Genomic DNA, 25,253 nt, shown 5'->3' on the forward strand with positions numbered 1-25,253 from the left:
CTAATCCCAAGTGAACGCCCCCTATTCGCCGCCAGTCGTCGACGAAAATGACGACCCCATCCTTCAGGACATCGACCGCGCGAACAATCTGGTTGAGCTGTTTCTCAAGCGCGCCGATGAAAAGGGCGATGCACCTTTCCTGGGTCACAAGTCTGAGGGTGAATGGGTCACACAAAGCTGGGCCGAAGTCGCCGATAAAGTGTGCCTTCTGGCCGAAAGCCTGCGCAGGATTGGCTTAAAGGATGGCGAGCGGGTGGCACTGGTTTCGGAAAACCGGCCCGAATGGTGCGTTGCCGATCTTGCGATCATGGCGGCAGGCTGCATTTCGGTGCCCACCTATATCACCAATACAGAACGCGACCACGCGCACATCCTCGACAATTCGGGCGCGCGCGCTGTTATCGTGTCGAATGAAAAGCTTTTGAAGCCGCTTGTCGGGGCAATCGGGCTTACGGGAAACACTGATTTCGTTATCGGCATTGACGATTTGAAGCGGCATCAGGCCGGAAGCTTTGAATATCACAGATGGGATCAGCTGACCGCTGGCGATGCTACGTCCGCGCGCAAGGCGGTTGACGAGCGCATTGCAAAAATCGGCCGCAATGACACCGCCTGCCTGATCTACACCAGCGGCACGGGCGGTGCGCCGCGCGGCGTGATGCAGCACCACGGCGCAATTCTTTGCAATGTCTCTGGCGCTGGCGAAATCCTGCTGAGTGACTTTGGTATAACCGATGAGCGCTTCTTGTCCTTCCTCCCACTTAGTCACGCTTATGAACATTCCGCCGGGCAATATCTGCCGATCGGGGTAGGCGCGGAAATCTTTTACGCTGAAGGTCTGGAGAAACTTGCCTCGAATATCGAAGAGACACGGCCCACTATCATGGTGGTGGTCCCGCGCCTTTTCGAAGTTCTTCGAACCCGCATCATGAAGCAGATTGAAAAACAGGGTAAGGTCGCGAATTTCATGATGGATGCGGCCCTTAAGATCAGCGGCAATGCCAAGGGCGGGAAAAAACGCCTGCGCGACCGTCCGCTTGATATGCTGGTTGAAAAAACCCTGCGCCCCAAAATCAGGGCCAAGTTTGGCGGACGATTGAAGGCCATGGTTTCAGGCGGTGCGCCGCTTAATCCGGAAGTTGGCAATTTCTTCGAAGCGATGGGCCTCACCATGCTGCAAGGGTATGGCCAGACCGAAGCAGGCCCCATCATGAGTTGCAACCGGCCCAAGACAGGGCTCCGCATGGACACCGTCGGCCCGCCGATGCGCGGGGTTGAGATCAAGATCGCCGAGGATGGCGAAATCCTGTGCGCAGGCGAGCTCGTCATGCACGGCTATTGGCGCAACAAGGCCGAAACAGCGCGCACGGTGAAGGATGGCTGGTTGCACACGGGCGATATTGGCCTGATTGACGAAGCAGGCCGGATCAAGATCACCGACCGCAAGAAGGACATGATCGTCAACGACAAGGGCGACAATGTTGCCCCGCAAAAGGTTGAGGGGATGCTAACCCTTCAGCCTGAAATCGCTCAGGCAATGGTGAGCGGCGACAACAGGCCCTATGTGGTCGGACTGATCGTTCCCGATGCCGAATGGGCGCTCGAATGGGCGCGGGCGAATGACGAGAAATTTGACCTCAAGGCCCTGCAAGACCTCCCCGCCTTTAAGAACGCCGTGCGCGCGGCGGTGGACCGGACGAACAAGGACCTCTCCGTGGTCGAAAAGGTCAAGAGCTTCGCCTTTGCGGACGAGGCCTTCACCATCGAGAACGAAGAGATGACCCCGAGCATGAAAATCCGCCGGCATAAGATTCGTGATCGCTATCAGGAGCGGATTGATGGGATGTATCGGAGGTAGGCGGCGCCTATGAGTGACGCACCTTCAAAAGCGGAACGGATGGAAATCCGAAAGGCGATTGGGAACCGATCTGTCCCCGGACCTTACAATCCGCCTTACCACCGCGGCGCAGATTATCTGACGGCCCACGCTTGCTTTGATTGCCGTAGCTCTTGGAAGATGCATGAGGATAGCAATGGTGTCTGCCCAAATTGCGGTGGGTCGGCAAACTTCATGGGAAGAGCGTTCAAGGCACCCAAAAAATCAAACTCAGAGCAATGGAAGAAGGTTGAACGGCTTTGGCGAGCAGGATTTCGCTTTTTTCCAAATACCGGTTGGCGAGACGTAGAGCCTTATCCTGAACGCCTGCGTGAAGTTGAAGGTTTCATTCGCCAGAATCCGAAGCATCCATTTCGAGTGGTTCGCTAGCAACTACAACAGATTAGCCTTCGTCTCGTCGCGGTGTTTCTTTAGGTAGCGCATGAACGGAGTACCGCCCGTCCCGACCTCGGTGTCATTGCCCGCGTGCTTCAAGCCCTGCTTGTTGATGTAACTCGCCGCATATTCGAGGTGCCGCGTGCGGAAGTCGGCGACGGCTTGCACATTGGCGTTGTAGGCCGCGTTCAGCCCACTCGACCCCACCTTTTTGGCAAACGCGCGAAGGCCGCTTGAGGCGCGCACATCGTCGATGAATTTGCGGTGCCCGCGCGGGCGGTATTCGTGCAGTTGGTCGAGGAAGCTCCGCAAGGGGTCAGCCGCGTGTCCCACACCCAAAAGCGCATCCATGCTCGGCACGATCGAGCTTTGCGAACCCGTCTGTCCCCGAAACGCTTGCGCTTTCGAGCCGTAGCGCTCGACCCCTTCATAAATCACCCCATCGGGAAGCGCCGGATTGTCCTTCCAGCCGTGGATGTAGGGGCGCACGCGCTCGAAATAGACGTAGGGATCGCAGCGCTCTGGCATCCGATCAAACAGTGCGTTGATATCGCCCCAAATGGCGGCGGTCTTCTCCAGAAGATTGCGCGCAGTATCTTCATCTTCGTTGGCGGCGGCTGCGACAATATCGCCAAACTCGGCGAGCACTTGCCCCGCGCGTGCTTCAATCGCGACATGGACGAGTACAAACCACGCCTCGTCCTGCCCTGCGAGGAAGTTTTGCAGCATCTTGAGATTATCGAGAGCGATGCCGCGATCCGCGTCGATCTTTGCCCAATTGTCGAGGACATAAGAGCTGTAGGTCAGAAGCGGCTGTTGATCCAAATGGTCAGCGAGCGCCACCATCGGAACCGCCAAGCACGCCGGAAGAACGGCGCCCGGCTCCGCCTCGCCCCAGACGTAAGCCTGCACCATGAAGGTGAAGTGCACGGTCGCGATCTTGGCCTGCTCTTCGGTTAGTTCTTCGGTGGAGGAATATTCACTCGGATCGGGCAAGCGGTTGGCAAGGAGTTCGCGCACGCGGCCAGTCGGCAGAAAATCGGGAAGCTGCATCGCAATCGCTGCGGCATCGCCCCATGCGCCGGGGAGTGTCACGTTCTCAGCGTCAAAAGTGCTTAGAAAGCCGCGCTCTGGCGACATATCGTAATAGGAGAGCGGCTGAATGGCGGTGGCCGGCGATGGTCGATCGAGCATGGTGAAGGCGTCCGTTGTTCTTCGATAGCTCACTTTACCGCGTCTTTCGTGGCATATCCTTGCAATCTGCATTGCCAATCGCCCCTCATAATCAATATAATGCGGCCGTGGACGATTTTGATCGCAGAATATTGCGCGAGCTTGAAGCGGATGGGCGGATCACCAATGCCAAGCTTGCAGAGCGGGTGAACCTCTCGCCCTCCGCTTGCCTGCGCCGTGTCCATGCACTTGAGGCTTCCGGCCTCATCAAAGGCTATCGTGCCGTGCTTGATCGCTCGCGGCTTGGCGTGGAGATCACGGTGTTCGTGATGGTGGGCCTCTCAGCGCATCTCTCCAAAGACGCGCGCGAATTCGAAGCTGCGATGGAGGCAGCCGACGAAGTGCGAGAGTGCCACAACATCACCGGGTCGGTGGAGTATTTGCTGCGCGTCGAAGTGGAAAGTTTGGAAGCCTACAAGGCGTTCCATGCTGATACCTTGGGCGTGCTGCCGCAAGTGGCGAGCATCACCTCGCACATCAGTCTTGGATCGTCGAAAGACCTGCGCGCCTAGAGGCCTTAGGCCGCTTCGACGTCCTCGACATATTCCGGGAGGAAGCTGGGCTGACGCTCTGACCATGCGGGGGCAGTTGCTGCGGCTTCGCTCAAGGATTGAAGCAGCACTTTGCGGTGACCCGGGCGGATCAGCGGGAGGGCAGCTGCAGCGCAGAAAACGCTTGGCAGATAGGGGCGCACTTCGGCACCCAAAAGGCGCTCATAAAGGAAGCGGAAGGCGGAGAAGCTCTCGATGCGCTCCTGGCCAAGGTCGAAGGCCGCGATGCGGATGCATTTGCCAACAAAGCGCTCAATCTCGCCAATTCCGCCCTCTTGGGGGACTAACCCACGCAAAGCTTTCAAATCCTGATAGGCGACATACTGGCGACGGATCGCGACGTTCTCGTCTTCGCTGCGTCCCCATAGACGAAACGCATCACAGCGTGACAAACCAATATCGAGGCTGCGCTTGATGTAGCGCTGCTCGCCAGCGGTAAAGCTGGCAAATTCGCGCATTTCGCCGATGGTCAAAGTCGCTGTGCTGGCAAGTGTCATATGTCGTCTCCTGACTTCAAGAGACGGGTTTGACGCCCTATGGTTAATACGTAGTAACCAAGGCTGAGGATTTACAAATCGCTCAGCATATTTGCGGCTTAGATAAGGCCTGCAAGCGGGCTGGAGGGGTCTGCATATTTGCGCACGGCCATACGGCCAGCAAGATAGGCCTCACGCCCTCCTTCAACCGCGAGTTTCATCGCGCGGGCCATGCGGATGGGGTCTTTGGCTTCGGCAATGGCGGTGTTCATCAGGATGCCGTCACAGCCCAGCTCCATACCGACAGCCGCATCAGAAGCCGTGCCAACGCCTGCATCGACCAGCACGGGCACCGAGGCACCTTCTACGATCAGACGGATTGTCACCTGGTTCTGGATGCCAAGGCCAGAGCCGATCGGCGCGCCAAGAGGCATGATGGCAACCGCGCCTGCGTCTTCCAATTGCTTGGCGGCAATGGGGTCGTCGACGCAATAGACCATCGGCTTGAACCCTTCCTTGGCGAGCACTTCGGTCGCCTCAAGGGTTTCGCGCATATTGGGGTAAAGCGTGCGCGCTTCGCCGAGCACTTCGAGTTTCACCAAATCCCAGCCGCCTGCCTCACGCGCCAACCTGAGCGTGCGGATCGCATCATCGGCGTTGAAGCATCCGGCGGTGTTGGGGAGGTAGGTGATCTTCTTGGGGTCGATGAAGTCGGTGAGCATCGGCGCTTTGGGATCGGTTACATTAACGCGGCGCACGGCCACCGTGACGATTTCGGCACCGCTGGCCTCGACAGCGGCAGCGTTCTGCTCGAAATCCTTGTACTTTCCCGTCCCCACGATGAGGCGCGAGGTGAAGGTGCGGCCTGCAACTTTCCAAGTGTCCTTCTTGGAAGCGTCCTGATGATCACCGCCGCCGACAAAGTGCACAATCTCCAGCGCATCACCTTCTGCCAACTTCGCATTTTCCAATGTCGAGCGCGGCACGATCTCGCGGTTGCGCTCCACCGCGACTTTCTGCGGCTCCAATTCAAGCTCGCGCACTAACGCGGCAATAGTGGTGGCTGAGGTTTGGCGCGGTTCGCCGTTTAAGGTAATGGAAATGGTGTCACTCATGGGGCTTCAAATAGAGGGCTGGCACACGCGCGCAAGTCTCGCTTGCAACAGTTGCCGCCTCATTTTCCGCAAATGCACTTGCTTGTCGCCCATCTCGAGCACATTTACACCCCCATTATGGCCATTTCCGCCCCTTTGAGTGCTTCTGAACCCCTTTCTGCCACTTCTGTGCGCCCCTTGGCTCTTGCCCGCTGGTTGGAGGCTGTGGCGGTTCTCGTTGTCTTGATCGTTCTAGTCGGCGGGATCACGCGCCTTACTGAAAGCGGCCTGTCAATCACACATTGGAGCGTGGTGACCGGCATCCTCCCGCCGCTAACCGATGCGGCATGGCAGGCGGAATACGCGCTTTATCAGCAGACAGGCGAGTTCAAGTTTGAGAGCGGCCCTGCGGGGATGGACCTTGCCAAGTTCAAGTTCATCTATTTCTGGGAGTGGTTCCACCGCATCCTTGGCCGGGTGATCGGCCTCGCATTCCTCCTCCCGATGGTGTGGTTCTGGGCGAAAGACGCTATCCCGCAAGGTTATAAGCCGCGCCTTCTCGCCATGTTCGCGCTCATCTGCGGGCAGGGCGCGCTTGGCTGGTATATGGTCAATTCAGGGGTGGAGAATGAGCTCCTTACCGATGTCAGCCACTATCGCCTTTCAGCGCACCTTCTGACCGCGCTCTTCCTGCTCGCGGGGCTGGTGTGGACATCGCGCGATTTGAGGAGCGGCACTGTAGCAAAGCTCACCCTCCCATCTGCCATTATCGCAGGCGTGCTCTTTATACAGTTGTTGCTTGGCGCGTGGGTGGCCGGGCTTAACGCCGGGCACGCGGCTTATGATTGGCCGCTGATGAACGGGAAGCTCATTCCCAGCTTCGACTTTTCAAATGGCATCGTAGCGACGCTCACCAATGACCCTTACCTGCTCCACTGGCTTCACCGCTGGTGGGCATGGGTCGCCGTCATCGCTCTTGTTGTCCTTGCGCGCCGTGTGCGCAAGACCGACCGCGCCGCTTCCATCGCAGTGCACAGCGCTTTTGGTGTGATGATCATTCTTGGCATCACCACAGTCCTTACCCAGGTTGAGCTTTGGGTTGCGGCTGCTCACCAGCTGACCGGGGCGCTGCTTGTCGCCTCTGTCGCCTGGGCGATGCATTCCGACGGGAAGCGCGCTTTATGAGCGGAGGTGCGCTCGTCTGGTGCCCCTTCCCCAATGCGGATGCCGCGCGCAGCATTGCCGCCACCTTGCTCGAAGAAAAGCTCATCGCCTGCGCCAATATCGTGCCCGCCATCGAGTCGATCTTCACATGGAAGGGAGAGGTTTCCAGCGAGGTTGAAGTCGGCGTTCTGTTCAAGACAACCCAAGAGCATTTGAACGCCGTGACCGAGCGCCTTGCTGAGCTACACCCCTATGAAACACCTGCGATCATGGGGTGGTTAGTTGATCAAACACCTCCAGATACCCTGCAATGGCTCAAACAGAGCCTCAAATAGCCCTCAGTGCTTATGTGGTATTATTTTACCACCCCGCAAACCCGCAGATTTGCTTGACTTGGATGCCCTAAAGCGACAAATGCGCCCCACTTTGATGGGCGGGAAACCGTTCACAACCGTGATTCGCAAACAATTGCGGGCCACAAACCAGTTACACCCTTGATTTAAGGATGCATCAGCCATGAAGGCTCTCAGCAAACAGACCGCGTCGGTAAAGCCGGCAGAGGTCGAAAAGAAATGGCACCTCATCGATGCCGACGGTCTGGTCCCAGGTCGCCTTGCCTCGATCATTGCCAATATCCTGCGCGGCAAGCACAAGCCAAGCTACACCCCGCACGTCGATTGCGGCGATCACGTGATCGTCATCAACGCCGACAAGGTGAAATTCACCGGCAAGAAGCACACCGACAAAGTGTACTACAAGCACACTGGCCACCCCGGCGGCATCAAGGAAACCACCCCTGAGAAAGTTCTCGAAGGCCGTTTCCCTGAGCGCGTGCTTGAAAAAGCCGTTGAGCGTATGATCCCACGCGGTCCTCTTGGCCGTGCGCAGATGAAAGCGCTTCACCTCTACGCTGGCACCGAGCACCCCCACGACGGCCAAAAGCCAGAAGTGCTCGACGTTGCTGCAATGAACCGTAAGAACAAGGTGTCTGCATAATGGCTGATGAAAACAACACCGTCTCTGATCTCGCAGATCTGAAAGACATCGCTGCTGATGCGCCGGCTGCTGACGCTGCTGAAATCGCACAGAACCCGTCTGCCCCTCTGCGTGAGCAAGAGCTTGACGCACAAGGCCGCGCTTATGCAACCGGCCGTCGCAAGGACGCAACCGCTCGCGTATGGCTGAAGCCCGGCACCGGCAAAATCACCGTCAACGGCCGCGATCAGGAAGTGTATTTTGCACGTCCCACCCTGCGCCTGATCATCAACCAGCCTTTCGCCATCACAGAGCGCGAAGGTCAGTACGACATCGTTGCAACGGTCAAAGGCGGCGGTCTTTCTGGCCAAGCAGGTGCGGTCAAGCACGGCATCAGCCAGGCGCTCACCAAATACGAGCCTGAACTGCGCAGCACGGTGAAATCCGCTGGCTTTCTTACCCGCGACAGCCGTGTGGTCGAACGTAAGAAATACGGCCGCGCGAAAGCCCGCCGCAGCTTCCAGTTCTCGAAACGCTAAGTTTCAGGACTTTCGGACTACAAAGAGGCGGCTCCCCAAAGGGGCCGCCTATTTGTGTTGGCAATCGCATGATGACACCGATCAGGCGATAATCTATTCATCCGCTCTATGCCTGACCTCAAACCATTCAAGCAACAAAGTGCCGAACACCTTCGGCTGGTGCTTGAATATAGCCAGATCGGCATATGGGAGCTTGATATCGAATCGGGGCTTGCCGTCAGGAACGCGACGCATGACCAGATTTTCGGATATGACGAACCGCTGCCGGAATGGCGCTATGAACAGTTTCTAGCCCATGTCGTCGATGGCGAGAGGGCGAGGGTCGATGAGCTTCAGAAATCGGCCATCGAAGAAGGACGCGAGTGGTCGTTTGAATGTCAGATAAAGACAAACACTGGCCAATTTCGCTGGATCAAAGCGGTGGGTCGGCCTCTTAAAAATGATCAGGGCGAGATAACCCGGCTGATTGGCCAGGTTATCGACATAACCGATTCAAGACAAAACGAAGCCAGGCTCCGGTTGATAACCGAAGAGCTCAACCACAGGGTTCGAAACCTGCTTTCCATGATCAAGGCAATGATCAAAATGGCGACGCGCGGGGCAAAGGACGTCCAGGAGTTTTCGCGCGCGCTGGAAGGAAGAGTGGGCGCTCTGGCCCGGGCTCACGATCTGTTGGTCGGCAATTCGCGTGCGGCGATGACGCCAAGCGCCGTCCTCACAGCGGAGCTCTCGGCCTTTGAGGATGCTGAAAAACGGGTTCGAATGACGGTCAATGACGAAACCGAACTCTCGACCTCGGCCAGTCAGGGTCTGGCGCTGGTCTTCCATGAGTTGCTGACCAATTCGATCAAATACGGCGCGCTTTCGATTGATGCGGGATATATCGCTGTGACTATCGACCGCGCCGACGACTCCATTGCTATCCTCTGGAAAGAACATGACGGCCCAACCCTTAGCGGAGAAATGGGCAACGGTTTTGGAACCCGCTTGATATCAAGAGCACTCGCCTCGCAAGGCACCACTCAGCAGCTTTTCCTGCCCGAAGGACTTGAATGTCGCATCAATCTGGCTGTTGATCACGATTGAACTCAAGGGCTCGATCTGATCGACCTTGCCTGATTGAGAGACGTGCCAAGCCCCCTCGAAGCAGCGCGATCACGCAGGCTCATTCGCCTCAAGGCTTTCGACAATGCCCGGCACAATGATGCTGCGCTCGCCGCCGAACTCTTCGCGCACAACGATGAGGCCCTGCCGCTCCAGATGGTCGAGAAGGCGCCGCACCCGGCTTGGCGATGAACTGCCGTAAAGGAGCGCCAATTGGTCTTCATCAGGCATGGGCTCGCCCAGAGCCGCTGCGACGACCATTGCGAGATAAGGGGCAAGCACATCTTCATCGACGCCTGCGCTTCGCTCCTGTGCGACCGCTTTGCCGGGGTCATTGAGCCTGTAGAAACCGGCGATCTCGAAGGCGAACAATCGGCGAAAGAGGGCAATGTCGATATGCGCGCTAGCCACCCCATGCTGGCGGCAAAGGACTGCGAAATCGCGGAACAGGCTTGTGGCGGACCGGAAGGTTGCGCCCTCCTCCGCCGCGAGCCCGCGCACGACGCCTTCAATATCGGCGGGTGAAGAGGCGGGAGCATCGGGATTGGTCGCAGGCGTTGCTGAAGCAAGAGACGGCTCTGGCTGCGAGGCCCCCTCGCCCCCGTCACCCATCACAGTGCTTTCATCGTCGATGGCCTGCGGTTCGTTCTCTTCTGATGGTTGAGACGCCTCAACCGCAGCGGGCGTCGCAAAGGACTTGGGCGCAGCGGTCAAGGCTCGCTCAAGCTCAGCAGCCGGGCGGGGCGCGGCACCGGGGCGTGGCGCGGCTTGCTCGATCAGTGCTTCGCTGAGGCCATCATTGAGGAGCGCCTCCATCTCCTCACACGGGGCATCGGGCAGCGGCATAAGCGCGCCTGCTGACGCCTTGCCGCCGGTGCGGACCGAACCGACATTGACGGCAACCGGCCTGCGGCTGACCGCAGGGCCCAGCCCCAAAAACTGTCCCCTTTGAAGATCGCGGATTTTTTCTGCCTGACGACGATCCATGCCAAGCAGATCGGCAGCGCGCTGCATATCGATGTCGAGGAATGTGCGCCCCATCAGGAAGTTCGAAGCCTCAGCCGCCACATTCTTTGCAAGCTTTGCAAGTCGCTGGGTTGCGACGATCCCGGCAAGGCCACGTTTGCGCCCGCGGCACATGAGGTTCGTCATCGCTGAGAGGGTCATGCGGCGTGTGTCGTCTGCCATTTCGCCTGCTGCGGCGGGCGCAAACATCTGCGCTTCGTCCACGACGACTAGGGCGGGGAACCAATATTCGCGCGGCGCATCGAACAAAGCGGTCAAGAACATCGCAGCGCATCGTATCTGCTGTTCCACCTCAAGCTCGTCCAGCGCCAGCACAACCGATGCCCGGTGCTGGCGAACCCTTAAGCCAAGCGCCTTGATCTCGCCTTGCGAATAGGCCGCGCCATCGATCACGACATGGCCGAAATGATCAGCAAGCGAGACAAAGTCGCCTTCGGGATCAATGATAACCTGTTGGACTGACCCTGCACATTCTTCGAGAAGGCGGCGCAAAAGGTGCGATTTTCCGGAGCCGGAGTTGCCCTGCACGAGCAAGCGCGTTGCAACGAGCTCTTCGAGATCGAAATCGATGCTCTGCCCGCCGGGCCCCTCGCCTATGTTGATCTTCACGCTCACTGCCCGAACCTAGGCGCGCCGTGCCCCTGCGCAAAGGCGAGCACTGCGACTTTTCCAGCGATTCATGGGGACAAAACTGAGTGGCGAAACGCCTTCAGCGCTGCAACAGCATGATCCCCCAGCCAAGCCCGCTGCCACAGATGAACACTGGCCAGGACCAGAAGAAGCGAAAGCCCTCAAAGCTGATCGCATAGATCGCAAGGCTGCCTGCGCTTGTCCCTTGTGAGCCGATGACCAGCGCAACGCAGCCGGTCAGAAGGGCGCTGAGGCCCATTGCCTTCAACAATTCCATCTCTCGCACTCCACTTCCCCTTGGGGTCGGTCGGCTCATGCACCCGCCGCCAAAGCTTCGGGCATTATCCGTAAGAAGGCGTTAAGTACGAACGTCCAAAAAGAGTTAAATTTAGCGGCGCTGAGGTTACCAAAAGGGGGTCAGGCCGAGGGCTCAAGCTCGCGCAATTCGGAGGCAATCGGCTCGCCCTTGGTAAAGGTCAGCGCGCGGTAGGATGGCCCTGCTCCATGTCTCAACCGCGATGAGAGTGTGCCAGAGCCAAGCATCCGAATACGCGCGCCGGCCAGCTCGCGAATTTCGTCAAGGGGCTTGTGGATATGGCCCGAAAGCACCGCCTGCGCGCCCGCTTGGCCAAGTGCGGCGAAAGCCGCGTCCCCGCCAATCGTCGGGTTCTTTGCCTCGCCCTTTGGTCCCAAAAGCGGGTGATGCGTGGTCACGACAATATGCCGGTCATCCCCTTGGAGAGCGTGAAGCTCCTTTTGTGTCTCGCTCAACGCTTGCTCAGTCACAAATCCATCAGACCACGGGAAGCGCGGTTGAATACGCACGGTGGATTTCAACCCGACCAGAACGACATCCGGCGTCTCAAAACTGTCCACCGCAACCGCTTCGCGAAGCGCATTGTAACGGCGGTAAGGGTCAGTGAAACGCTCCCAAAGGTTCTTATAGGGCATATCGTGATTGCCCACGTTGAGCCAGATCGGAACACCAAGAGAGCGAAACCAGTCGGCGGCCTCTTTATATTGTTGATGCGTTGCACGCTGTGTCAAATCGCCAGTGCATACCAGCGCATCGGGGCGCTCTTCACGCACAGCTTTTGCCACCTGATCAAGACAGGCGCGGTCCTCGACCCCGAAATGCACATCGCTCACATGGAAAAGCCGCGTGGTCATAACGCCACGCTCTCAAGCGTGGCAGGGCCAAGGATGCAAGAAAAAATCGTGAAAACGCCAGCGATCCCTGAGTGTGACAAAACGGCGTAGTCATTGGTCGCATTGGGTTAGCCGTTCATCCTCAAGACTCATGGGTCGGTCATATTCACCGCCGCCAATCGACGAGTTGGGACGGGTTCGTCGAGGATGAAATGACGCAAGGTCAGCCCTTCTTTATTGAATAATCACAGCACGGGCGTTGGCATCCCCGGTTTGAACCCCCTTCAAACTCCAGCCCCGCTGCTTTGATGGAGAGTAGATATGAAGACCCTTACTTTTGCAGCCGCATCCCTTGCTATGATTGCAACCGCTTCCCCCGCCTTTGCTGGCCCCGCTTTTGCTGGCGAGAGCGACGTTCACTCGCAATCCGTACGCTACGCAGACCTCAACCTTGCCACTCCCGAAGGCCAGGCCCGCCTTGACCAGCGCATTGATGCAGCGGCCAAATCCGTGTGCCGCGTTAACGAAGTGCGCACCGGCACCCGCATCCGCTCACCCCATGTCAACGACTGCCTCGCCAGCGCTCGCGCAAGCGCAAAAAAGCAAGTCTCGGCGATGATGGCTGAGACACAGCGCGGCGGATAAGCACAGGGTCAATTGCATCAAACCACGCTCCACGTGATGAGTGCAGCCTGACACAAACACCCGCCTTGCGAGCGCTTCTTCCCCGAAAGCGCAAGCAAGCACAACACGGCTCGAACCCTCTTCAGTCCCGGGGTTCGGGCCGTTTTTTGTAATCCTCAGTGCGTTTCCTTCGCCGGGACAAGTCCCGGCTGCTGAACGGTGAAGTTTATCCTGAGCGGCTGGCTTGCCAGCCAGCCGAAGGGGGCGCGTGGTCACGCTTGCGGGCTCTGCGAGCCCGATGGGCACCCTCGCGTTCTGGCGCTCTTAGCGACCCGCCATCGCTTTCACTTTGGAAAGATAAGTGCGCCCGATCCTGAGCGCATCGCCATTTTGCAATTCAGCAGACCACACGCCAAGCCCATCGTGGCGAAGGCCGCGGATATTGTCTTTGCGAAGGATAGTAGAGCGGTGAATACGGATAAATTCATCCGGGTCCAGTCGCGCTTCCAAACCCGCAATCGTCTGAAGCAGCAAATATGAACGCCCCGCATCACCATCATCCGCCGGATTACCGACATGAAGGCGCACATAATCGCGCTCGGCATCGATTCTGTGCACTTCGCTTACCGCGATCCGCAAAAGCTCTGAACGATGGGGCACCCACAGCTCTTCGAGCCATTGGCTTGCAGCTGGTTTGCGTTCTCCCTTGCGCGCCACAGCCCGCTCAATCGCGCGATCGAGGCGGTCTGAGGCGACAGGTTTAAGGACATAGTCAATGGCCTCCAGATCGAAGGCTTCGACAGCGAAGTGATCATGTGCGGTCACGAAAATCACTGCGGGCGGCTCGTCCTGCTCTGCAAATTTGCGCGCTACGCCCAGCCCATCAAGCTCAGGCATGGTCATATCCAAGAGCACCAGATCTGGTTCAAGCTTTTCGGCAAGCCTGAGCGCTGCTGCGCCATCGCTCGCTGTGCCAACCACATTGATGGCGGGCAATTCGGCGCAAATCACCTGAATACGCTCCACCGCCAAAGGCTCATCATCGACGATGAGAGTGCGAAGCTGGACTTGGGGCTCTTCGCTTGATGCCATATCGTGCTTTTACCTTTTTGCGGGGCGGGACAGGGGAATGCGGATTTCGGTGCGATAGCCACCGGGAACAGGTGTCGAGGTAAACCCGATATCGGAACCAAAGCGCGCTTCCAAACGGTCGCTCACATTGGCAAGGCCGATACCGAAGCCATGCACCGCGCTATCGGGGACGCCGGGGCCATCATCACTGACGGTGATAACGAGGCGGTCAAACTCTTCGTGCGCTGCGACCTTGATGGTGACAGGCCGGGCAACGGCAGACACAGCATATTTGACAGAATTTTCAACGAGCGGTTGCAGGATCATCCCTGGCACACGCGCCTCCTCAAGCTCTTCGGGTAACTCAAAGACAGGTCGCAGACGTTCGGGAAAACGCACCGCTTCGATGTCGAGATAGAGCTTTTGCAGGTCAAATTCGTCTTTCAGTGCCACATCACTCGTTGGCTCATCAGCGAGTGAGTGGCGGTAGAAACGGCTGATCGTCTGGATCATGCGCTCGGCCTGCTCGGTCTTGCTGGTCATCACCAGCGCGGACAATGAATTCAAGGTGTTGAACAGGAAATGCGGGTTCACCTGATAGCGCAAGGAACGCAGCTCTGCCGCCTTTGCGGCCGACCGAAACTGTTGTTCGCGCCTCTCAGCAATGCGCGCCTGTGTCCCGGCGAGAAGGGCAAAATAGATCGAGGCCCAGGCAAGCAGAAGGAAATAGCGCCCCAAGGCAATTTCAACCACCGAACGCCATGTGTCCTTTGTCACCTCGGCAGGGGCAACTATCAGGCTTTCGGTGGGATTGATCGAGCTTGTGCCATCCGGGCCCGGCGCTTTGATCACCGTGCCTTCAGGCAGATCGTATAGAAGGTTGCCTTCATCATCGAAGCGAAACCCGCGTTCTTCGGCATAGTTTTGCTGAATCTGCGTCACCAGCTCTTCAAAAACGACATGGTTTATCTGTCCGATGGCGAGGGCGACTGGCGCTGCAAAAAGGCTGGCGGCACCGATTTTGATCCAGATCGGCTGGCGGTCGACAAGCCGCAAAATCGACCACAAAACCAGTGTCAGCCCAATCCCGGCGATCGTCACGACAAACCGCCGCGCCGCCATTTCAAGCTGCATATCGGCGCTGAAGAAGTAGCTTCTCAGCGTAATCAGCACAAAATACGCGCCCCACAGGACGACAATCGAAATGAGCACCGTGCGGAACGGCACGCTCACATCGTCAGGCTTGGTCGACGCCGATTTTTCAGGCGTTTCGGGAATACGGCTTAAATCCATTACAAAGCCGAAATAGCGGGTCTGCGCCTCAAGCGCCAATTTCTACATCGGCGCAAGCGGACGCTTTGTCGATTAGAGAAGCCATTGGACGAGGCGAAAAGGTCGCCCCGCCCCCGCAACACATCATTTAAGCGCGCGGCTTGATCATGTCCTTGGGCACGATCCACTCGGCAAATTGCTCTTCGGTGAGCAGGCCCAGTTCAAGCCCCGCCTCTTTCAACGTCGTGCCATCGGCGTGCGCTTTCTTGGCGATTTTGGCGGCGTTGTCATAACCGATATGTGGATTGAGCGCGGTCACGAGCATCAGGCTTTCATTCATCAGCTGGTCGATGCGGCCCGTGTTGGCCTCGATCCCGACAACGCAATTGTCGGCAAAGCTGCGCGAGGCATCGCTGAGGAGGCGGACCGATTGCAGCACGTTATAGATCATCACAGGCTTGAACACGTTCAATTCCAAATGCCCGTGGCTGCCCGCGACGCTCACGGTCACCGCATTGCCCATGACCTGCGCGCACACCATGGTCAGCGCCTCGCATTGCGTCGGATTGACCTTGCCCGGCATAATCGAAGAGCCCGGCTCATTGGCTGGCAGAGCAATTTCGCCCAGCCCCGAGCGCGGGCCAGAACCCAGCAGGCGAATGTCATTGGCGACTTTCATCAGGCTGACAGCGGTGTTGTTGAGCGCTCCAGCCAGTTCGACCAGCGCATCATGCGCCGCCAAAGCTTCAAACTTGTTGGGCGCGGTCACAAAATCGTGCCCCGTTGCCTCTGCCACTTGCGCTGCAAATTCCTCGGCAAAGCCCGCTTTGGAGTTGATCCCCGTGCCAACAGCCGTGCCGCCTTGCGCCAGCTCAAGCACACGCGGCAGCGCGTTTTCGATGCGCGCAATCGAATATTCGACTTGCTTTGCGTAACCCGAAAACTCCTGACCCAGCGTCAGCGGGGTCGCGTCCTGCAAGTGGGTCCGGCCGATCTTTACAATATCGGCATATTCCTTCGCCTTTGCGTCCAACGCGCCGTGCAAGTGCTGAAGCGCGGGGATCAGCTGCTCAATCGTCTCACACCCGGCAGCGATGTGCATGGCCGTTGGGAAGGTATCGTTCGAGCTTTGCCCCATGTTGCAATGGTCATTGGGATGGACGGGCTCTTTTCCGCCGTGAACGCCAGTGAGGATTTCATTCGCGCGGCTCGCGATCACTTCGTTCGCGTTCATGTTTGATTGCGTGCCAGAGCCGGTCTGCCACACGCTCAAGGGAAATTGATCGGCAAGCGTTCCGTCGATCACTTCACCAGCCGCCTTTACAATCGCATCGCCAAGCTCTTGGGACAAAACGCCCAGCTTCATATTGGCGCGCGCGGCGGATTGTTTTTGAATACCAAGCGCTTTTACAAGCGGTGCTGGCATCGTTTCTGTGCCAATCGCGAAGTTGTAAAGGCTGCGCTGTGACTGTGCGCCCCAATGCGCGTCAATCGGCACCGCAACCTCGCCAAGCGAGTCGGTTTCGATGCGAACTTCACCGGTCGCGCCAAAGATTGAACCATCATTATGCACAGCGCGCGCATCTTTTTTGGGCAAGTCACTCATCGAATGTCTCCATTATTCGGTCGATTGCAGATCCCACTGGCACCACCGGATGCGTAGGGCTTGATTCCGCTGCCCCATATGACGCGAAATCGCCACAGGTCAAAGGGTAGCTAGTGCTAAGTGTGCTATTGACTTGGAAGTCATCTTTGCGAGGTCTAAGGAAGGGTTGACGAACTGTATTGCAAACCTAATACAGCAACCCTTAAAAGTATGAGCGATATGATCATGACCCGCGACCCATCTTCCGACACTTCTGCCGCCAGAAAAGCGATGATCGACAGCCAGTTGCGCACCAGCGGCGTGAACGAAGAATTCGTGCTGGGCCGGATGATGGCTGTGCCGCGCGAAGATTTCCTGCCGGCTGACAAGGCGAGCCTTGCCTATATCGACCGTTCGATTGCGGTTGACGGTCAGGGTCACCTCGCCTCGCCCCTGTTTTACGGCAAGCTTCTTCTTGAAGCGGCTCCTGAAAGCAACGACCGCGTTCTGGTCGTCGAAGGGGGCACGAGCTATCTGACCGAACTTGTTCGCCCACTTGCAGGCGAAGTCACCTCGATCAACGCTGGCGAAGCGGCAACTGGTGATGGCGTTTCCGGCACATATTCGCTGATTGTTGTAGACGGCGCTATCGAGGGACTTTCAGACGCTCTCGAAGCTGCATTGGAAGATGGCGGGCGCATTGTCTCCGGCCTCTTGCTTCGCGGCGTCACCCGGCTCGCATCGGGCCGCAAGGTTTCTGGCCATCTTTCTTTTGAACCGGTTGAAGACCTCGGCATTCCGGTGCTGCACGCCTTTGATCGACCTAAACAATGGACTTTTTCGTGACCTCACACTCTCGCTTCCTGACAGTCGTAAAGGCTGCTGCCCTCACTGGCAGCGCGGCCCTTCTTATGGGAGCGAGCCCTATGGGAGCAAGCAGGGCGCACGCGGAAACCCTGCGCGATGCCTTAGTCGCGGTGTATAACACTAACCCGACCTTGGAAGCGGCACGAGCGAACCAACGTGCGACCGATGAAGGCGTACCAATCGCACGCGCGCCCGGTTTGCCCAGCGCAACAGTCACCGCCACGCATATCGAGTTCTTACGTCAATCGACCAACTCCTTTACCGCGCCAGAACGCAACCTTGGCGTCAACGCACAGCTTCAGGTGCCGATTTATTCCGGCGGCGCGGTGCGCAATGGCGCGCGTGCAGCGCGAGAACGCGTGGCTGCGGGTCAAGCGGATCTGCGCGGCACAGAAAGCGGTATCTTTTCGCAGACGGTCGCCGCTTACATGGATGTGCTTCGCACTGAAGCGCTGACAGCGCTGGCCGCCAATCAGGTCGAGGTTCTCGAAGTCACTTTCCAATCGACCAGCGACCGTTTTGAAATCGGCGATCTGACCCGCACCGATGTGGCGCAAGCGGGGTCGCGTCTGGCCGTGGCACAAGGCGACCTTCGCACCGCTTACGCCAACCAGATTGCCGCGCGTGAGACATATATTGAGCTTGTGGGACGTGCACCTAACGATCTTCAAGCCCCCCCGCCTCTTCCCGGTCTTCCCGATACGGTTGGTATGGCGGTGGTGACAGCGCTTGAGAACAACCCTGATCTCATCGCTGCCAAAGAGCGCGCTCAGGCCGCAGGCTATGATACAGAGGTCGCAGGGTCAGGGCGGCTTCCCACAGTCGGGCTATTTGCGAATGGCGATTACAGCGACTTTTTCGGCACTTTGGGCGGTCCGGTGGCGGCGCAGTTTGCCCAAAGTGAAACGACAGCCAATGCCGGAATCCGGCTGACGATCCCGATCTTTCAGGGAGGGCTCACCGCTGCTCGCCAACGTCAGGCAAGCGCACGCGAAAGCGCAGCGCTTGAACAGGTGATCGCAGCAGAACGCAATGTGATTCAGCAAACAAGAGCCGCCTATGCGAGCTGGCAGGCCTCCAACGAGGTCATCGAAAGCTCGAAAGCAGCAGTAGAAGCGGCAGAAGTCAGCCTTGAAGGCGTGCGCGCTGAAAATTCCATCGGCAATCGCACCATCATCGACGTACTCAACGCTGAACAAGAGCTTTTGCTCGCCCGTGCAAACCTCGTGACCGCCCGGCGCAACGCCTATGTCGCAGGATTCTCGCTGCTCGCTGCCATGGGCCGGGCCGAAGCACGCGATCTGAACCTCGATACCGGCGGACCGCTTTACGATCCAGAGGTCAACGCCAAGCGCGTTCGTGGCAAAATCTGGGATTGGGACCGCGACCCTGAACCTGAGCCGAAATCGACAAGAACCGTTGACATTGAAGCCGCTGAAGCTTTCATTGGACCAACTTTGGAGCCTGACGAAGCGCCGTAATTGGCGATTCGTAATGGTTAACGGATAACACGGGGCAATTTCAGTGGGCAAAAGCGGCGAACCTTCGGTCGAGGAAATCCTTGAATCGATCAAAAACGTGATGGAGCGTGACAGCCGCGCGTCTGCTGCTGATGCCAAACGTCGTAAGCGCACCGAGGCGCAAGAGGCAGAACCGGAAAAGCCCGAACCGTCACAAGCCAATGAGGAAGAAGTTCTAGACCTTGCCGAACTCGACCTTGCTGAAGTGGTTGAGCTTGCAGATGATGAGAGCCAGCCGCTCATCGGCGAGGAGACGCGCGGCGCCATGCAGGAAAACCTTGCCGCTCTCGCTATGCTCGCACAGCCCGGTGCCAAACCTCAAATCGTGCGCTCAGGCGAAACCTCGCTCGAAGGGCTGACCCGCGAACTCATGCGCCCCATGCTGGCTGAATGGCTCGACAAGAATTTGCCGGGCATGGTCGAAAAGATGGTGCAGGCTGAAATCGCCCGCATCGCCGGGAAACGCGACTAACTTTAACCGCACGGTTTGACTGGAAAGCGTGAGCCAATCGCGGTAGCGGTTGCGCTCATGATTACTCGCACCCTTTTGTCCAGCAGCCTTGCGGTTGCGGCCACACTTGCCTCATCCTTGGCTTCACCCCTCGCCGCGCATGAGCCCGCCTCTCCCGAAGCGGAAAAAGCTCCCATGAGCGCGCGCGATCTCATCACCATGCCGCGTCTTGGCAGCCCGACGGTCACGAAATACGGACGCTATGTCGTTTATTCGGTGACCTACACCGATGAAGAGACATTAAAGCGCTCGCCAAAGCATTATGTTTTGGACCTTGGTCGCCCGGGAAGTGCGCCAGTCGAATTCGACCTTGGGCTGCGCGGCCATTCGCTTGAGTTTGGCCCTGACAATTTCCTCTATTTCGTAAGCTCTGAACACACCGATGAAGACGCCGAGACACGCTCGCGCGTTTGGCGCGTCGCGCTTGAGGGCAACGGAAATGTGACGGGCGCCATGCTGGTCGCTGACATTGCGGGCACAGACATCGCCGGGTTCAAACTTGCGCCATCGGGCGACAAGATTGCGCTTTGGGCCGAAATCGACCGCAATTGCCAGCGGTTCGGCTGTGAGGCCAAACCAGAACCCACAGGCAGCGGTCGGCTTTATGATGGCGACGGCGGGTTTTATCGCCACTGGGACCGCTGGATTGATCCAGACCTGCTGTCGCGCGTTTTCGTCTTTGGCCTTGAAGATGGAAAAGTGGTGGGCGATGGCGTCGCGGCCGATGGCGGCATGGGCATTGGCAATACGCCAACACAACCCTTTGGCGGGAGCGAAGACATCGCCTGGGCACCCGATGGCTCTGGCCTCTATTTCGTCGCGCGCCGTTCGGACAGCAAAGAGCCGACTTCGACCGATCTCGACATCTATTTTTCCGACCTTTCCGGGGATGCCCCCAAAGAGCTGACCGCCGCCAATGAAGCGCATGATTCGACCCCCGTTCCCTCACCTGATGGCAAAAGCCTTGCCTATCTTGCGATGGAGCGGGCGGGGTACGAATCGGACCGCATGGTGGTGCATTTGCGCGACCTTGCAAGCGGCGACACCCGCGCTCTGACGGCAGACACCGATCTTTCCTTTGGCAGCCTTACCTGGAGCGAGGATGGTTCATACCTCCTTGCGACCGCGACCGACGTGCTGGATGTGCCCGCCTACAGGATCGACCCCAAATCGGGTGAAGTGACCGAACTCAACCTGATGGCTGGCAATGAAGCGCATATCGGCAATGTCACCCCGCTGGTGGGGGATCGCCTGCTCTTCACCCGCGATTCCATTGGTGTTCCAGCTGAGCTTTTCCTCGCGAGGATGGGTCAGACAGCGACGCCGATCACCAATGTGGTCACATCGCGCATGGGCAATATGGCCACCACTGTCACCACCCGTTTTAGCTTCGAAGGGGCAGGGGGCGACACGGTCTGGGGTCAGATCACCAAGCTTGAAGAGCACGATGGCGAAATGCCGGCGATCCTTTACATCCATGGCGGGCCGCAAGGCTCTTTCCTTGATGGCTGGTCATCGCGCTGGAACCCGCGCGTTCTGGCATCGCAAGGCTATGCCGTGATCTCGGTCGATTTCCACGGGAGCGCGGGATACGGCCAGGAATTCATGGACGCCATCAATCAGGATTGGGGTGGTAAACCACTCGAAGACCTCCAGAAAGGCTTGGCCGCAGCGCTCAAACTAGACCCGCAGATCGATGGGGAGCGAGCCTGCGCCATGGGGGCAAGCTATGGCGGCTATATGGTCAATTGGATCGCTGGCAATTGGCCCGATCGCTTCGACTGCCTCGTTCAACACGACGGCTTGTTCGATATGCGCAGCTTCTATTATTCGACAGAAGAATTGTGGTTCCCGCGCTGGGATTTTGGTGGATCGTACTCTGAAAACGCGGAAGTTTACGAGAAGTGGAACCCGGTCAACCACATCGACAAATGGCAAACGCCCATGCTGGTGATCACGGGCGAGCAGGATTTCCGCGTGCCTTACACGCAAGGGCTGCAAAGTTTCACCGTCTTGCAAGAGCGCGAGATCCCATCGCAATTGCTTGTCTTCCCGGACGAAAACCACTGGGTTCTGGGCGCGGCCAATTCGCTGCAATGGCACGAGACGGTGTTTGCATGGCTTGATCGCTGGTTAAAGCCGCGCGGCGATAAGGAGACGAGCGGGGAATGATCGACCAGGACTTGCTCGCCGCACAAACCGCGCTCGCCAAGAAATACGGTCAAGGCGAATGCGGCATTAAGCGGCAGATTTTTCTTTGCGCAGTGTCGGAAAAGCAAAAATGCTGCTCGCGGGCCGAGGGCGAGGTTGCTTGGCAATATCTGAAAGACCGGCTGAAAGAGCTCGGTCTGGCAGGGCCAAAGCGTAACGTCGATAGCCCGCGCGGGCCCGGTGGCGGGATCCAGCGCAGCAAAGCCGATTGCCTGCAAATCTGCTCAAACGGGCCGATAGCCGTCGTTTATCCCGAAGGCGTCTGGTATCATTCGTGCACCCCGCCCGTGCTCGAACGAATCATTCAGGAGCATCTGATCGGCGGATGCGTGGTGGAAGATTTTCAGCTTACGCCTCCCGGCGCCTGAAACCGGGCGTTTAGTCCTCGTCCTTTTTACCCGACCACAATTCGTCGCGGCTTGGCAATTGATTGTCGACCGATTCGTCGTGGCCTGTGCCCGACGACAGGAACACCAATCCCATCAATCCTCCACCAAGCAGCATGGTAAAGCTGATACCGAGCGCTACGGCGATATAAAAATGCACCGAAATCGCGCCGTTAAAGGCATAGAGCGTGCCTACCGCAAGCAGTACAACCGCCACGGTCACGCTCAATAAAAGCCGCATGATCTGGCGATAGCGCGCCCATGCGTGGGCTGCGTTTTCCGGATCGTCGAGAGGGGACTTATTGACCATTGGGGCTCCATGCGGGCGGCGCTGCGTGATTGCAATGGTGAAGATACGAGACGAGCGCCAATTAAGTTTTAGCACTGAGCAGACTCGCCTTTGCGCGCGATTAATGGCAGCTTTGCACTCTGAGAGGAGAGAAGCCATGACGATTGCAAAGATTATTGAGAGCAGAAAAGGCTCCGAAATCATCTCCTGCGATGCGACCACGCCAGTGAATGAAGTCATCGGTATGCTTGCAGGCAAACGGATCGGCGCACTGCCTGTCTTGCGCGGGGGGCAAGTCGCAGGGATCGTATCGGAGCGCGACATCATCTACCGGCTCGCGAGCGAAGGGCCTTCGTGCCTCACCGGCCCGGTTGAGGCGATTATGACCGCGCCCGCTGTAACCGTAGAACCCTCAACCAGGATCGACGACGCGCTCGCACTCATGACAAAGCGGCGGTTTCGCCACTTCCCAGTGGTTGAAAACGGGGCTTTGGTTGCATTTGTCTCCATCGGTGACCTCGTGAAAGACAAGATTGACGCAGTGGAGCATGAAGCGGCGGCCTTGCGCGATTATATTCAAACGGCCTGATCGGCCAAACGACTTGAGCAAAGCGCCTGCCAGACTTACATATACGCAATGGCTGACACACTCACTAAGACCCCGACCCTGACTGCGGCAGCGGCGGCACGCGTTGCGTGGATTGCTGATAAGCAAAGCAAGCCTGCTATTTTGAGGCTTTCGGTTGAGGGCGGGGGCTGTTCGGGTTTTCAATACAAGTTTGAAATGGCCGACGCACCAGAGGGCGACGATACGGTGAGCGAAACCGACGGGGTGAAGCTGCTCGTCGATCCTGTAAGCCTCGACCTTCTTCAAGGCAGCCTTGTCGATTATGTCGAAAACCTTGGCGGGGCTGCGTTTCGGGTTGAAAACCCCAATGCAGCGGCGGGATGCGGCTGCGGATCAAGCTTCGGGATATAATTCGGGCTCTTGCGATAGACGCAGGCGCGCTCATCCGCCATGAATGCGCCCATGAAGATCGCCACCTACAATATCAACGGCGTCAAAGCGCGCCTGCCACGCCTTAAAGAATGGCTTGAGGAAACGCGGCCCTCAGTTGCGTGCCTGCAAGAGATCAAGAGCCAGGATAAAGACTTTCCCGCAAATGAGTTCGAGGCGCTCGGCTATGAGCTGATCTGGCACGGGCAAAAGAGCTTTAATGGGGTCGCGATCCTCGCTGATACCAAGGCAGGTTATTCCATAAACGAGGTAAAGCGCGGGCTTGGTATTGATGGTCCCAAAGAGGGTGAAGGTGAGCAATCACGCTATCTTGAGGCGGACATAACCAAGGATGGGAAGACGGTGCGCATCGTATGCATCTACCTTCCCAACGGCAATCCGCAGCCCGGGCCAAAGTTCGATTATAAGCTTGCCTGGATGGAGAAGCTGCGCGCGCGCATGGGCGAGATCTGGGCAGAGGAAGTGCCAGCGGCGGTCTTGGGTGACTACAATGTCATCCCGCATGATGACGATGTCTATTCGGTCAAGGCGATGGCATCCGATGCTCTGATGCAGCCTGAATCGCGCGCCGCTTATTCGCGCCTTTTGTCTGATGGCTGGACCGATGCGATACGCACTTTGAACCCGCGCGGCGGGGTGTGGACCTATTGGGATTACAAAGCGGGCGCGTGGCAACGCGATCATGGATTTCGCATTGATCACATCCTGCTCTCACCCGAACTTGCCGATCGCCTTGAATCGGTAGGGGTCGACCGTGAGCACAGGGGCCGCGAGAAAGCCTCCGATCACGCGCCTACTTGGGCAATGTTGCGGGAATAAACTTCGACAACAAAAGGACCCCGCCGCTCACGCAACCTGGGGGGAGGGGGGAGAGGCGGGGCCTTAAGCCATCAGCTGATGCAATGATCAGCGATAGAAGACGTGTGTCTGAATCTGTGCGAGGCGGGTTTTTCTGCGGCTCCATTTCGGGCGAACGTAATTCGCATGGAAATAGACCGCATCACTGGCCTCGGTTTGCCAAAGATTGTTATGCGCGATTTTGGCAATCGCCTTGGCACGGTGCCAAGTGGCTTTGTTCGTGTTGATGCGAGGCATTTTGCCCCCGCGCACGAAAGAAAACTGAGCGCGCTGATAGACAACGCCGCAATAGCTGGCAGGCCAGCGATTATCCGATGCGCGGTTGATGACCACCTCAGCGACGGCCAATTGACCTTGCAAGGGTTCGCCGCGCGCTTCGAAATAAACTGCGCCTGCAAGACAGCGCATCTGCTCGGTCAGCTCTGCGTCTTTGTCCATGCTGGCCACCAGCTCGCGCAATGAAGAGGCTTCATTTGCAATCGGGGTGGCGGGTTCAGCAACTGGCTGCACCACTTCTTCGGAGACAAAGGTCACTTCCTCAGCTGACGCTTCTTGGGCGGGTACCTGGGGAACGATCTCGACTTGTTCAGGCTCTACGGCCTCAACACCGCCCATGACATCGTCGTCCTGGGCAAAGGCTTCAGCGCCATCGACGCTGGAGAAACTCAATCCTGCGACCGCTGCAATCGCGATCGCGCTGTATGAATAAGTCCTGCGACTCACTTCGATCTTCTTTTTGTGCGGTGAGCGAGCTCAGGCGCAGGCGCGAACCTTGTAGGGGTGCGATAGTGTCGCGGGGTATGAGAGGTGGTTCGGTTAGCCTGCCGG

The 25,253-nt window shown here is 58.0% G+C and carries 28 protein-coding genes; 17 read left to right on the forward strand and 11 right to left on the reverse strand.

What is annotated here, in order from left to right:
* Positions 1-10: 10 nt before the first annotated feature.
* Entirely contained in the window at positions 11-1,858 is a 1,848-nt protein-coding gene (locus tag INR77_RS01470; RefSeq protein ID WP_255573859.1) for a long-chain fatty acid--CoA ligase, read from the forward strand.
* Positions 1,859-1,867: 9 nt separating this feature from the next.
* Positions 1,868-2,266, forward strand: coding sequence for a hypothetical protein (locus tag INR77_RS01475; protein ID WP_223072194.1), 399 nt, complete (start codon positions 1,868-1,870; stop codon positions 2,264-2,266).
* Positions 2,267-2,269: 3 nt separating this feature from the next.
* Here the strand turns inward: INR77_RS01475 and INR77_RS01480 are convergent, their stop codons facing one another.
* Entirely contained in the window at positions 2,270-3,499 is a 1,230-nt protein-coding gene (locus INR77_RS01480) for an indoleamine 2,3-dioxygenase (RefSeq protein ID WP_255573860.1), read from the reverse strand.
* A gap of 74 nt (positions 3,500-3,573) precedes the next feature.
* Between INR77_RS01480 and INR77_RS01485 the strand changes: the two genes are divergently transcribed.
* Positions 3,574-4,017, forward strand: a complete 444-nt coding sequence (locus INR77_RS01485; RefSeq protein WP_223072195.1) for an Lrp/AsnC family transcriptional regulator — start codon at positions 3,574-3,576, stop codon at positions 4,015-4,017.
* 5 nt (positions 4,018-4,022) lie between these two features.
* Here the strand turns inward: INR77_RS01485 and INR77_RS01490 are convergent, their stop codons facing one another.
* Together INR77_RS01490 and thiS are read right to left on the reverse strand one after the other, a co-directional pair.
* On the reverse strand, positions 4,023-4,553 hold the full coding sequence (locus tag INR77_RS01490) for a hypothetical protein (protein ID WP_223072196.1): 531 nt from the start codon (positions 4,551-4,553) through the stop codon (positions 4,023-4,025).
* 98 nt (positions 4,554-4,651) lie between these two features.
* A complete protein-coding gene (gene thiS, locus INR77_RS01495; RefSeq protein ID WP_223072197.1) occupies positions 4,652-5,647 on the reverse strand; it encodes a sulfur carrier protein ThiS in 996 nt (331 codons plus the stop codon).
* Positions 5,648-5,764: 117 nt separating this feature from the next.
* Here thiS and INR77_RS01500 point away from each other — a divergent pair, with 117 nt between their 5' ends.
* The 5 genes from INR77_RS01500 to INR77_RS01520 all read left to right on the forward strand — a co-directional run bounded on the left by INR77_RS01500 (position 5,765) and on the right by INR77_RS01520 (position 9,390).
* On the forward strand, positions 5,765-6,811 hold the full coding sequence (locus INR77_RS01500; RefSeq protein WP_223072198.1) for a COX15/CtaA family protein: 1,047 nt from the start codon (positions 5,765-5,767) through the stop codon (positions 6,809-6,811).
* Positions 6,808-7,125 (forward strand): divalent-cation tolerance protein CutA, encoded by a 318-nt coding sequence (cutA, locus tag INR77_RS01505; protein WP_223072199.1) that lies wholly within the window; start codon positions 6,808-6,810, stop codon positions 7,123-7,125. Before INR77_RS01500 ends, cutA begins: the two co-directional genes overlap by 4 nt.
* Before the next feature lie 181 nt (positions 7,126-7,306).
* On the forward strand, positions 7,307-7,786 hold the full coding sequence (gene rplM, locus INR77_RS01510; protein WP_223072200.1) for a 50S ribosomal protein L13: 480 nt from the start codon (positions 7,307-7,309) through the stop codon (positions 7,784-7,786).
* Positions 7,786-8,304: a 30S ribosomal protein S9 gene (gene rpsI / locus INR77_RS01515; RefSeq protein WP_223072201.1), complete on the forward strand. Its 519-nt coding sequence runs from the start codon at positions 7,786-7,788 to the stop codon at positions 8,302-8,304. The genes rplM and rpsI overlap by 1 nt, the downstream gene beginning before the upstream one ends.
* 108 nt (positions 8,305-8,412) lie before the next feature.
* Positions 8,413-9,390, forward strand: a complete 978-nt coding sequence (locus INR77_RS01520) for a sensor histidine kinase (RefSeq protein WP_223072202.1) — start codon at positions 8,413-8,415, stop codon at positions 9,388-9,390.
* 69 nt (positions 9,391-9,459) lie between these two features.
* Here the strand turns inward: INR77_RS01520 and INR77_RS01525 are convergent, their stop codons facing one another.
* From INR77_RS01525 to INR77_RS01535, 3 genes are all read right to left on the reverse strand, one after another.
* A complete protein-coding gene (locus tag INR77_RS01525; RefSeq protein ID WP_223072203.1) occupies positions 9,460-11,049 on the reverse strand; it encodes a helicase HerA domain-containing protein in 1,590 nt (529 codons plus the stop codon).
* A 94-nt stretch (positions 11,050-11,143) separates the two neighbouring features.
* Positions 11,144-11,341, reverse strand: a complete 198-nt coding sequence (locus INR77_RS01530; protein WP_223072204.1) for a hypothetical protein — start codon at positions 11,339-11,341, stop codon at positions 11,144-11,146.
* Positions 11,342-11,481: 140 nt separating this feature from the next.
* Positions 11,482-12,234 carry a metallophosphoesterase gene (locus INR77_RS01535; RefSeq protein WP_223072205.1) on the reverse strand — a complete coding sequence of 251 codons (753 nt, stop codon included), beginning with the start codon at positions 12,232-12,234 and terminating at the stop codon, positions 11,482-11,484.
* Between the two features lie 300 nt (positions 12,235-12,534).
* Here INR77_RS01535 and INR77_RS01540 point away from each other — a divergent pair, with 300 nt between their 5' ends.
* Positions 12,535-12,858: a UrcA family protein gene (locus INR77_RS01540; protein ID WP_223072206.1), complete on the forward strand. Its 324-nt coding sequence runs from the start codon at positions 12,535-12,537 to the stop codon at positions 12,856-12,858.
* 303 nt (positions 12,859-13,161) lie between these two features.
* On the opposite strand, the gene INR77_RS01545 is transcribed toward INR77_RS01540, so the two are convergent.
* From INR77_RS01545 to fumC, 3 genes are all read right to left on the reverse strand, one after another.
* A complete protein-coding gene (locus INR77_RS01545) occupies positions 13,162-13,929 on the reverse strand; it encodes a LytTR family DNA-binding domain-containing protein (RefSeq protein WP_223072207.1) in 768 nt (255 codons plus the stop codon).
* A gap of 9 nt (positions 13,930-13,938) precedes the next feature.
* Complete coding sequence (locus INR77_RS01550; RefSeq protein WP_255573861.1) at positions 13,939-15,240, reverse strand: sensor histidine kinase; 1,302 nt, start codon at positions 15,238-15,240, stop codon at positions 13,939-13,941.
* 88 nt (positions 15,241-15,328) lie between these two features.
* A complete protein-coding gene (gene fumC / locus INR77_RS01555) occupies positions 15,329-16,786 on the reverse strand; it encodes a class II fumarate hydratase (protein ID WP_223072208.1) in 1,458 nt (485 codons plus the stop codon).
* A 210-nt stretch (positions 16,787-16,996) separates the two neighbouring features.
* Between fumC and INR77_RS01560 the strand changes: the two genes are divergently transcribed.
* The 5 genes from INR77_RS01560 to INR77_RS01580 are packed head-to-tail and all read left to right on the forward strand — an operon-like array spanning position 16,997 to position 22,242.
* On the forward strand, positions 16,997-17,611 hold the full coding sequence (locus INR77_RS01560; RefSeq protein WP_255573862.1) for a protein-L-isoaspartate O-methyltransferase: 615 nt from the start codon (positions 16,997-16,999) through the stop codon (positions 17,609-17,611).
* A complete protein-coding gene (locus INR77_RS01565; protein WP_223072209.1) occupies positions 17,596-19,113 on the forward strand; it encodes a TolC family outer membrane protein in 1,518 nt (505 codons plus the stop codon). The genes INR77_RS01560 and INR77_RS01565 overlap by 16 nt, the downstream gene beginning before the upstream one ends.
* A 43-nt stretch (positions 19,114-19,156) precedes the next feature.
* Entirely contained in the window at positions 19,157-19,624 is a 468-nt protein-coding gene (locus tag INR77_RS01570; RefSeq protein WP_223072210.1) for a DUF2497 domain-containing protein, read from the forward strand.
* Positions 19,625-19,681: 57 nt separating this feature from the next.
* Positions 19,682-21,835, forward strand: a complete 2,154-nt coding sequence (locus INR77_RS01575) for a S9 family peptidase (protein ID WP_223072211.1) — start codon at positions 19,682-19,684, stop codon at positions 21,833-21,835.
* A complete protein-coding gene (locus INR77_RS01580) occupies positions 21,832-22,242 on the forward strand; it encodes a ferredoxin (RefSeq protein WP_223072212.1) in 411 nt (136 codons plus the stop codon). Before INR77_RS01575 ends, INR77_RS01580 begins: the two co-directional genes overlap by 4 nt.
* A 10-nt stretch (positions 22,243-22,252) precedes the next feature.
* On the opposite strand, the gene INR77_RS01585 is transcribed toward INR77_RS01580, so the two are convergent.
* On the reverse strand, positions 22,253-22,570 hold the full coding sequence (locus INR77_RS01585) for a hypothetical protein (RefSeq protein ID WP_223072213.1): 318 nt from the start codon (positions 22,568-22,570) through the stop codon (positions 22,253-22,255).
* Between the two features lie 136 nt (positions 22,571-22,706).
* Here INR77_RS01585 and INR77_RS01590 point away from each other — a divergent pair, with 136 nt between their 5' ends.
* Genes INR77_RS01590 through xth form a run of 3 tightly spaced genes read left to right on the forward strand, consistent with a single transcriptional unit; the run spans position 22,707 to position 24,386 of the window.
* Positions 22,707-23,138: a CBS domain-containing protein gene (locus INR77_RS01590; RefSeq protein WP_223072214.1), complete on the forward strand. Its 432-nt coding sequence runs from the start codon at positions 22,707-22,709 to the stop codon at positions 23,136-23,138.
* 48 nt (positions 23,139-23,186) lie between these two features.
* Positions 23,187-23,528: an iron-sulfur cluster insertion protein ErpA gene (erpA, locus tag INR77_RS01595; RefSeq protein ID WP_223072215.1), complete on the forward strand. Its 342-nt coding sequence runs from the start codon at positions 23,187-23,189 to the stop codon at positions 23,526-23,528.
* Positions 23,529-23,579: 51 nt separating this feature from the next.
* Positions 23,580-24,386 (forward strand): exodeoxyribonuclease III, encoded by an 807-nt coding sequence (gene xth, locus INR77_RS01600; RefSeq protein WP_223072216.1) that lies wholly within the window; start codon positions 23,580-23,582, stop codon positions 24,384-24,386.
* An 87-nt stretch (positions 24,387-24,473) separates the two neighbouring features.
* Here the strand turns inward: xth and INR77_RS01605 are convergent, their stop codons facing one another.
* Positions 24,474-25,148, reverse strand: coding sequence for a cell wall hydrolase (locus tag INR77_RS01605; protein ID WP_255573863.1), 675 nt, complete (start codon positions 25,146-25,148; stop codon positions 24,474-24,476).
* Positions 25,149-25,253: the final 105 nt, after the last annotated feature.

Origin of the sequence: Erythrobacter sp. SCSIO 43205 (assembly GCF_019904235.1) — a bacterium.
Classification (GTDB): Bacteria; Pseudomonadota; Alphaproteobacteria; order Sphingomonadales; family Sphingomonadaceae; genus Erythrobacter.

Bases quoted from the DNA above. Each gene is read 5' to 3' on its own strand.
- INR77_RS01475 (WP_223072194.1), top strand. From the start codon at position 1,868: ATGAGTGACGCACCTTCAAAAGCGGAACGGATGGAAATCCGAAAGGCG.
- INR77_RS01490 (WP_223072196.1), bottom strand. From the start codon at position 4,553: ATGACACTTGCCAGCACAGCGACTTTGACCATCGGCGAAATGCGCGAA.
- thiS (WP_223072197.1), bottom strand. From the start codon at position 5,647: ATGAGTGACACCATTTCCATTACCTTAAACGGCGAACCGCGCCAAACC.
- INR77_RS01500 (WP_223072198.1), top strand. From the start codon at position 5,765: ATGGCCATTTCCGCCCCTTTGAGTGCTTCTGAACCCCTTTCTGCCACT.
- cutA (WP_223072199.1), top strand. From the start codon at position 6,808: ATGAGCGGAGGTGCGCTCGTCTGGTGCCCCTTCCCCAATGCGGATGCC.
- rplM (WP_223072200.1), top strand. From the start codon at position 7,307: ATGAAGGCTCTCAGCAAACAGACCGCGTCGGTAAAGCCGGCAGAGGTC.
- rpsI (WP_223072201.1), top strand. From the start codon at position 7,786: ATGGCTGATGAAAACAACACCGTCTCTGATCTCGCAGATCTGAAAGAC.
- INR77_RS01520 (WP_223072202.1), top strand. From the start codon at position 8,413: ATGCCTGACCTCAAACCATTCAAGCAACAAAGTGCCGAACACCTTCGG.
- INR77_RS01530 (WP_223072204.1), bottom strand. From the start codon at position 11,341: ATGGAATTGTTGAAGGCAATGGGCCTCAGCGCCCTTCTGACCGGCTGC.
- INR77_RS01535 (WP_223072205.1), bottom strand. From the start codon at position 12,234: ATGACCACGCGGCTTTTCCATGTGAGCGATGTGCATTTCGGGGTCGAG.
- INR77_RS01540 (WP_223072206.1), top strand. From the start codon at position 12,535: ATGAAGACCCTTACTTTTGCAGCCGCATCCCTTGCTATGATTGCAACC.
- INR77_RS01545 (WP_223072207.1), bottom strand. From the start codon at position 13,929: ATGGCATCAAGCGAAGAGCCCCAAGTCCAGCTTCGCACTCTCATCGTC.
- fumC (WP_223072208.1), bottom strand. From the start codon at position 16,786: ATGAGTGACTTGCCCAAAAAAGATGCGCGCGCTGTGCATAATGATGGT.
- INR77_RS01560 (WP_255573862.1), top strand. From the start codon at position 16,997: ATGAGCGATATGATCATGACCCGCGACCCATCTTCCGACACTTCTGCC.
- INR77_RS01565 (WP_223072209.1), top strand. From the start codon at position 17,596: ATGGACTTTTTCGTGACCTCACACTCTCGCTTCCTGACAGTCGTAAAG.
- INR77_RS01575 (WP_223072211.1), top strand. From the start codon at position 19,682: ATGATTACTCGCACCCTTTTGTCCAGCAGCCTTGCGGTTGCGGCCACA.
- INR77_RS01580 (WP_223072212.1), top strand. From the start codon at position 21,832: ATGATCGACCAGGACTTGCTCGCCGCACAAACCGCGCTCGCCAAGAAA.
- INR77_RS01585 (WP_223072213.1), bottom strand. From the start codon at position 22,570: ATGGTCAATAAGTCCCCTCTCGACGATCCGGAAAACGCAGCCCACGCA.
- INR77_RS01590 (WP_223072214.1), top strand. From the start codon at position 22,707: ATGACGATTGCAAAGATTATTGAGAGCAGAAAAGGCTCCGAAATCATC.
- erpA (WP_223072215.1), top strand. From the start codon at position 23,187: ATGGCTGACACACTCACTAAGACCCCGACCCTGACTGCGGCAGCGGCG.
- xth (WP_223072216.1), top strand. From the start codon at position 23,580: ATGAAGATCGCCACCTACAATATCAACGGCGTCAAAGCGCGCCTGCCA.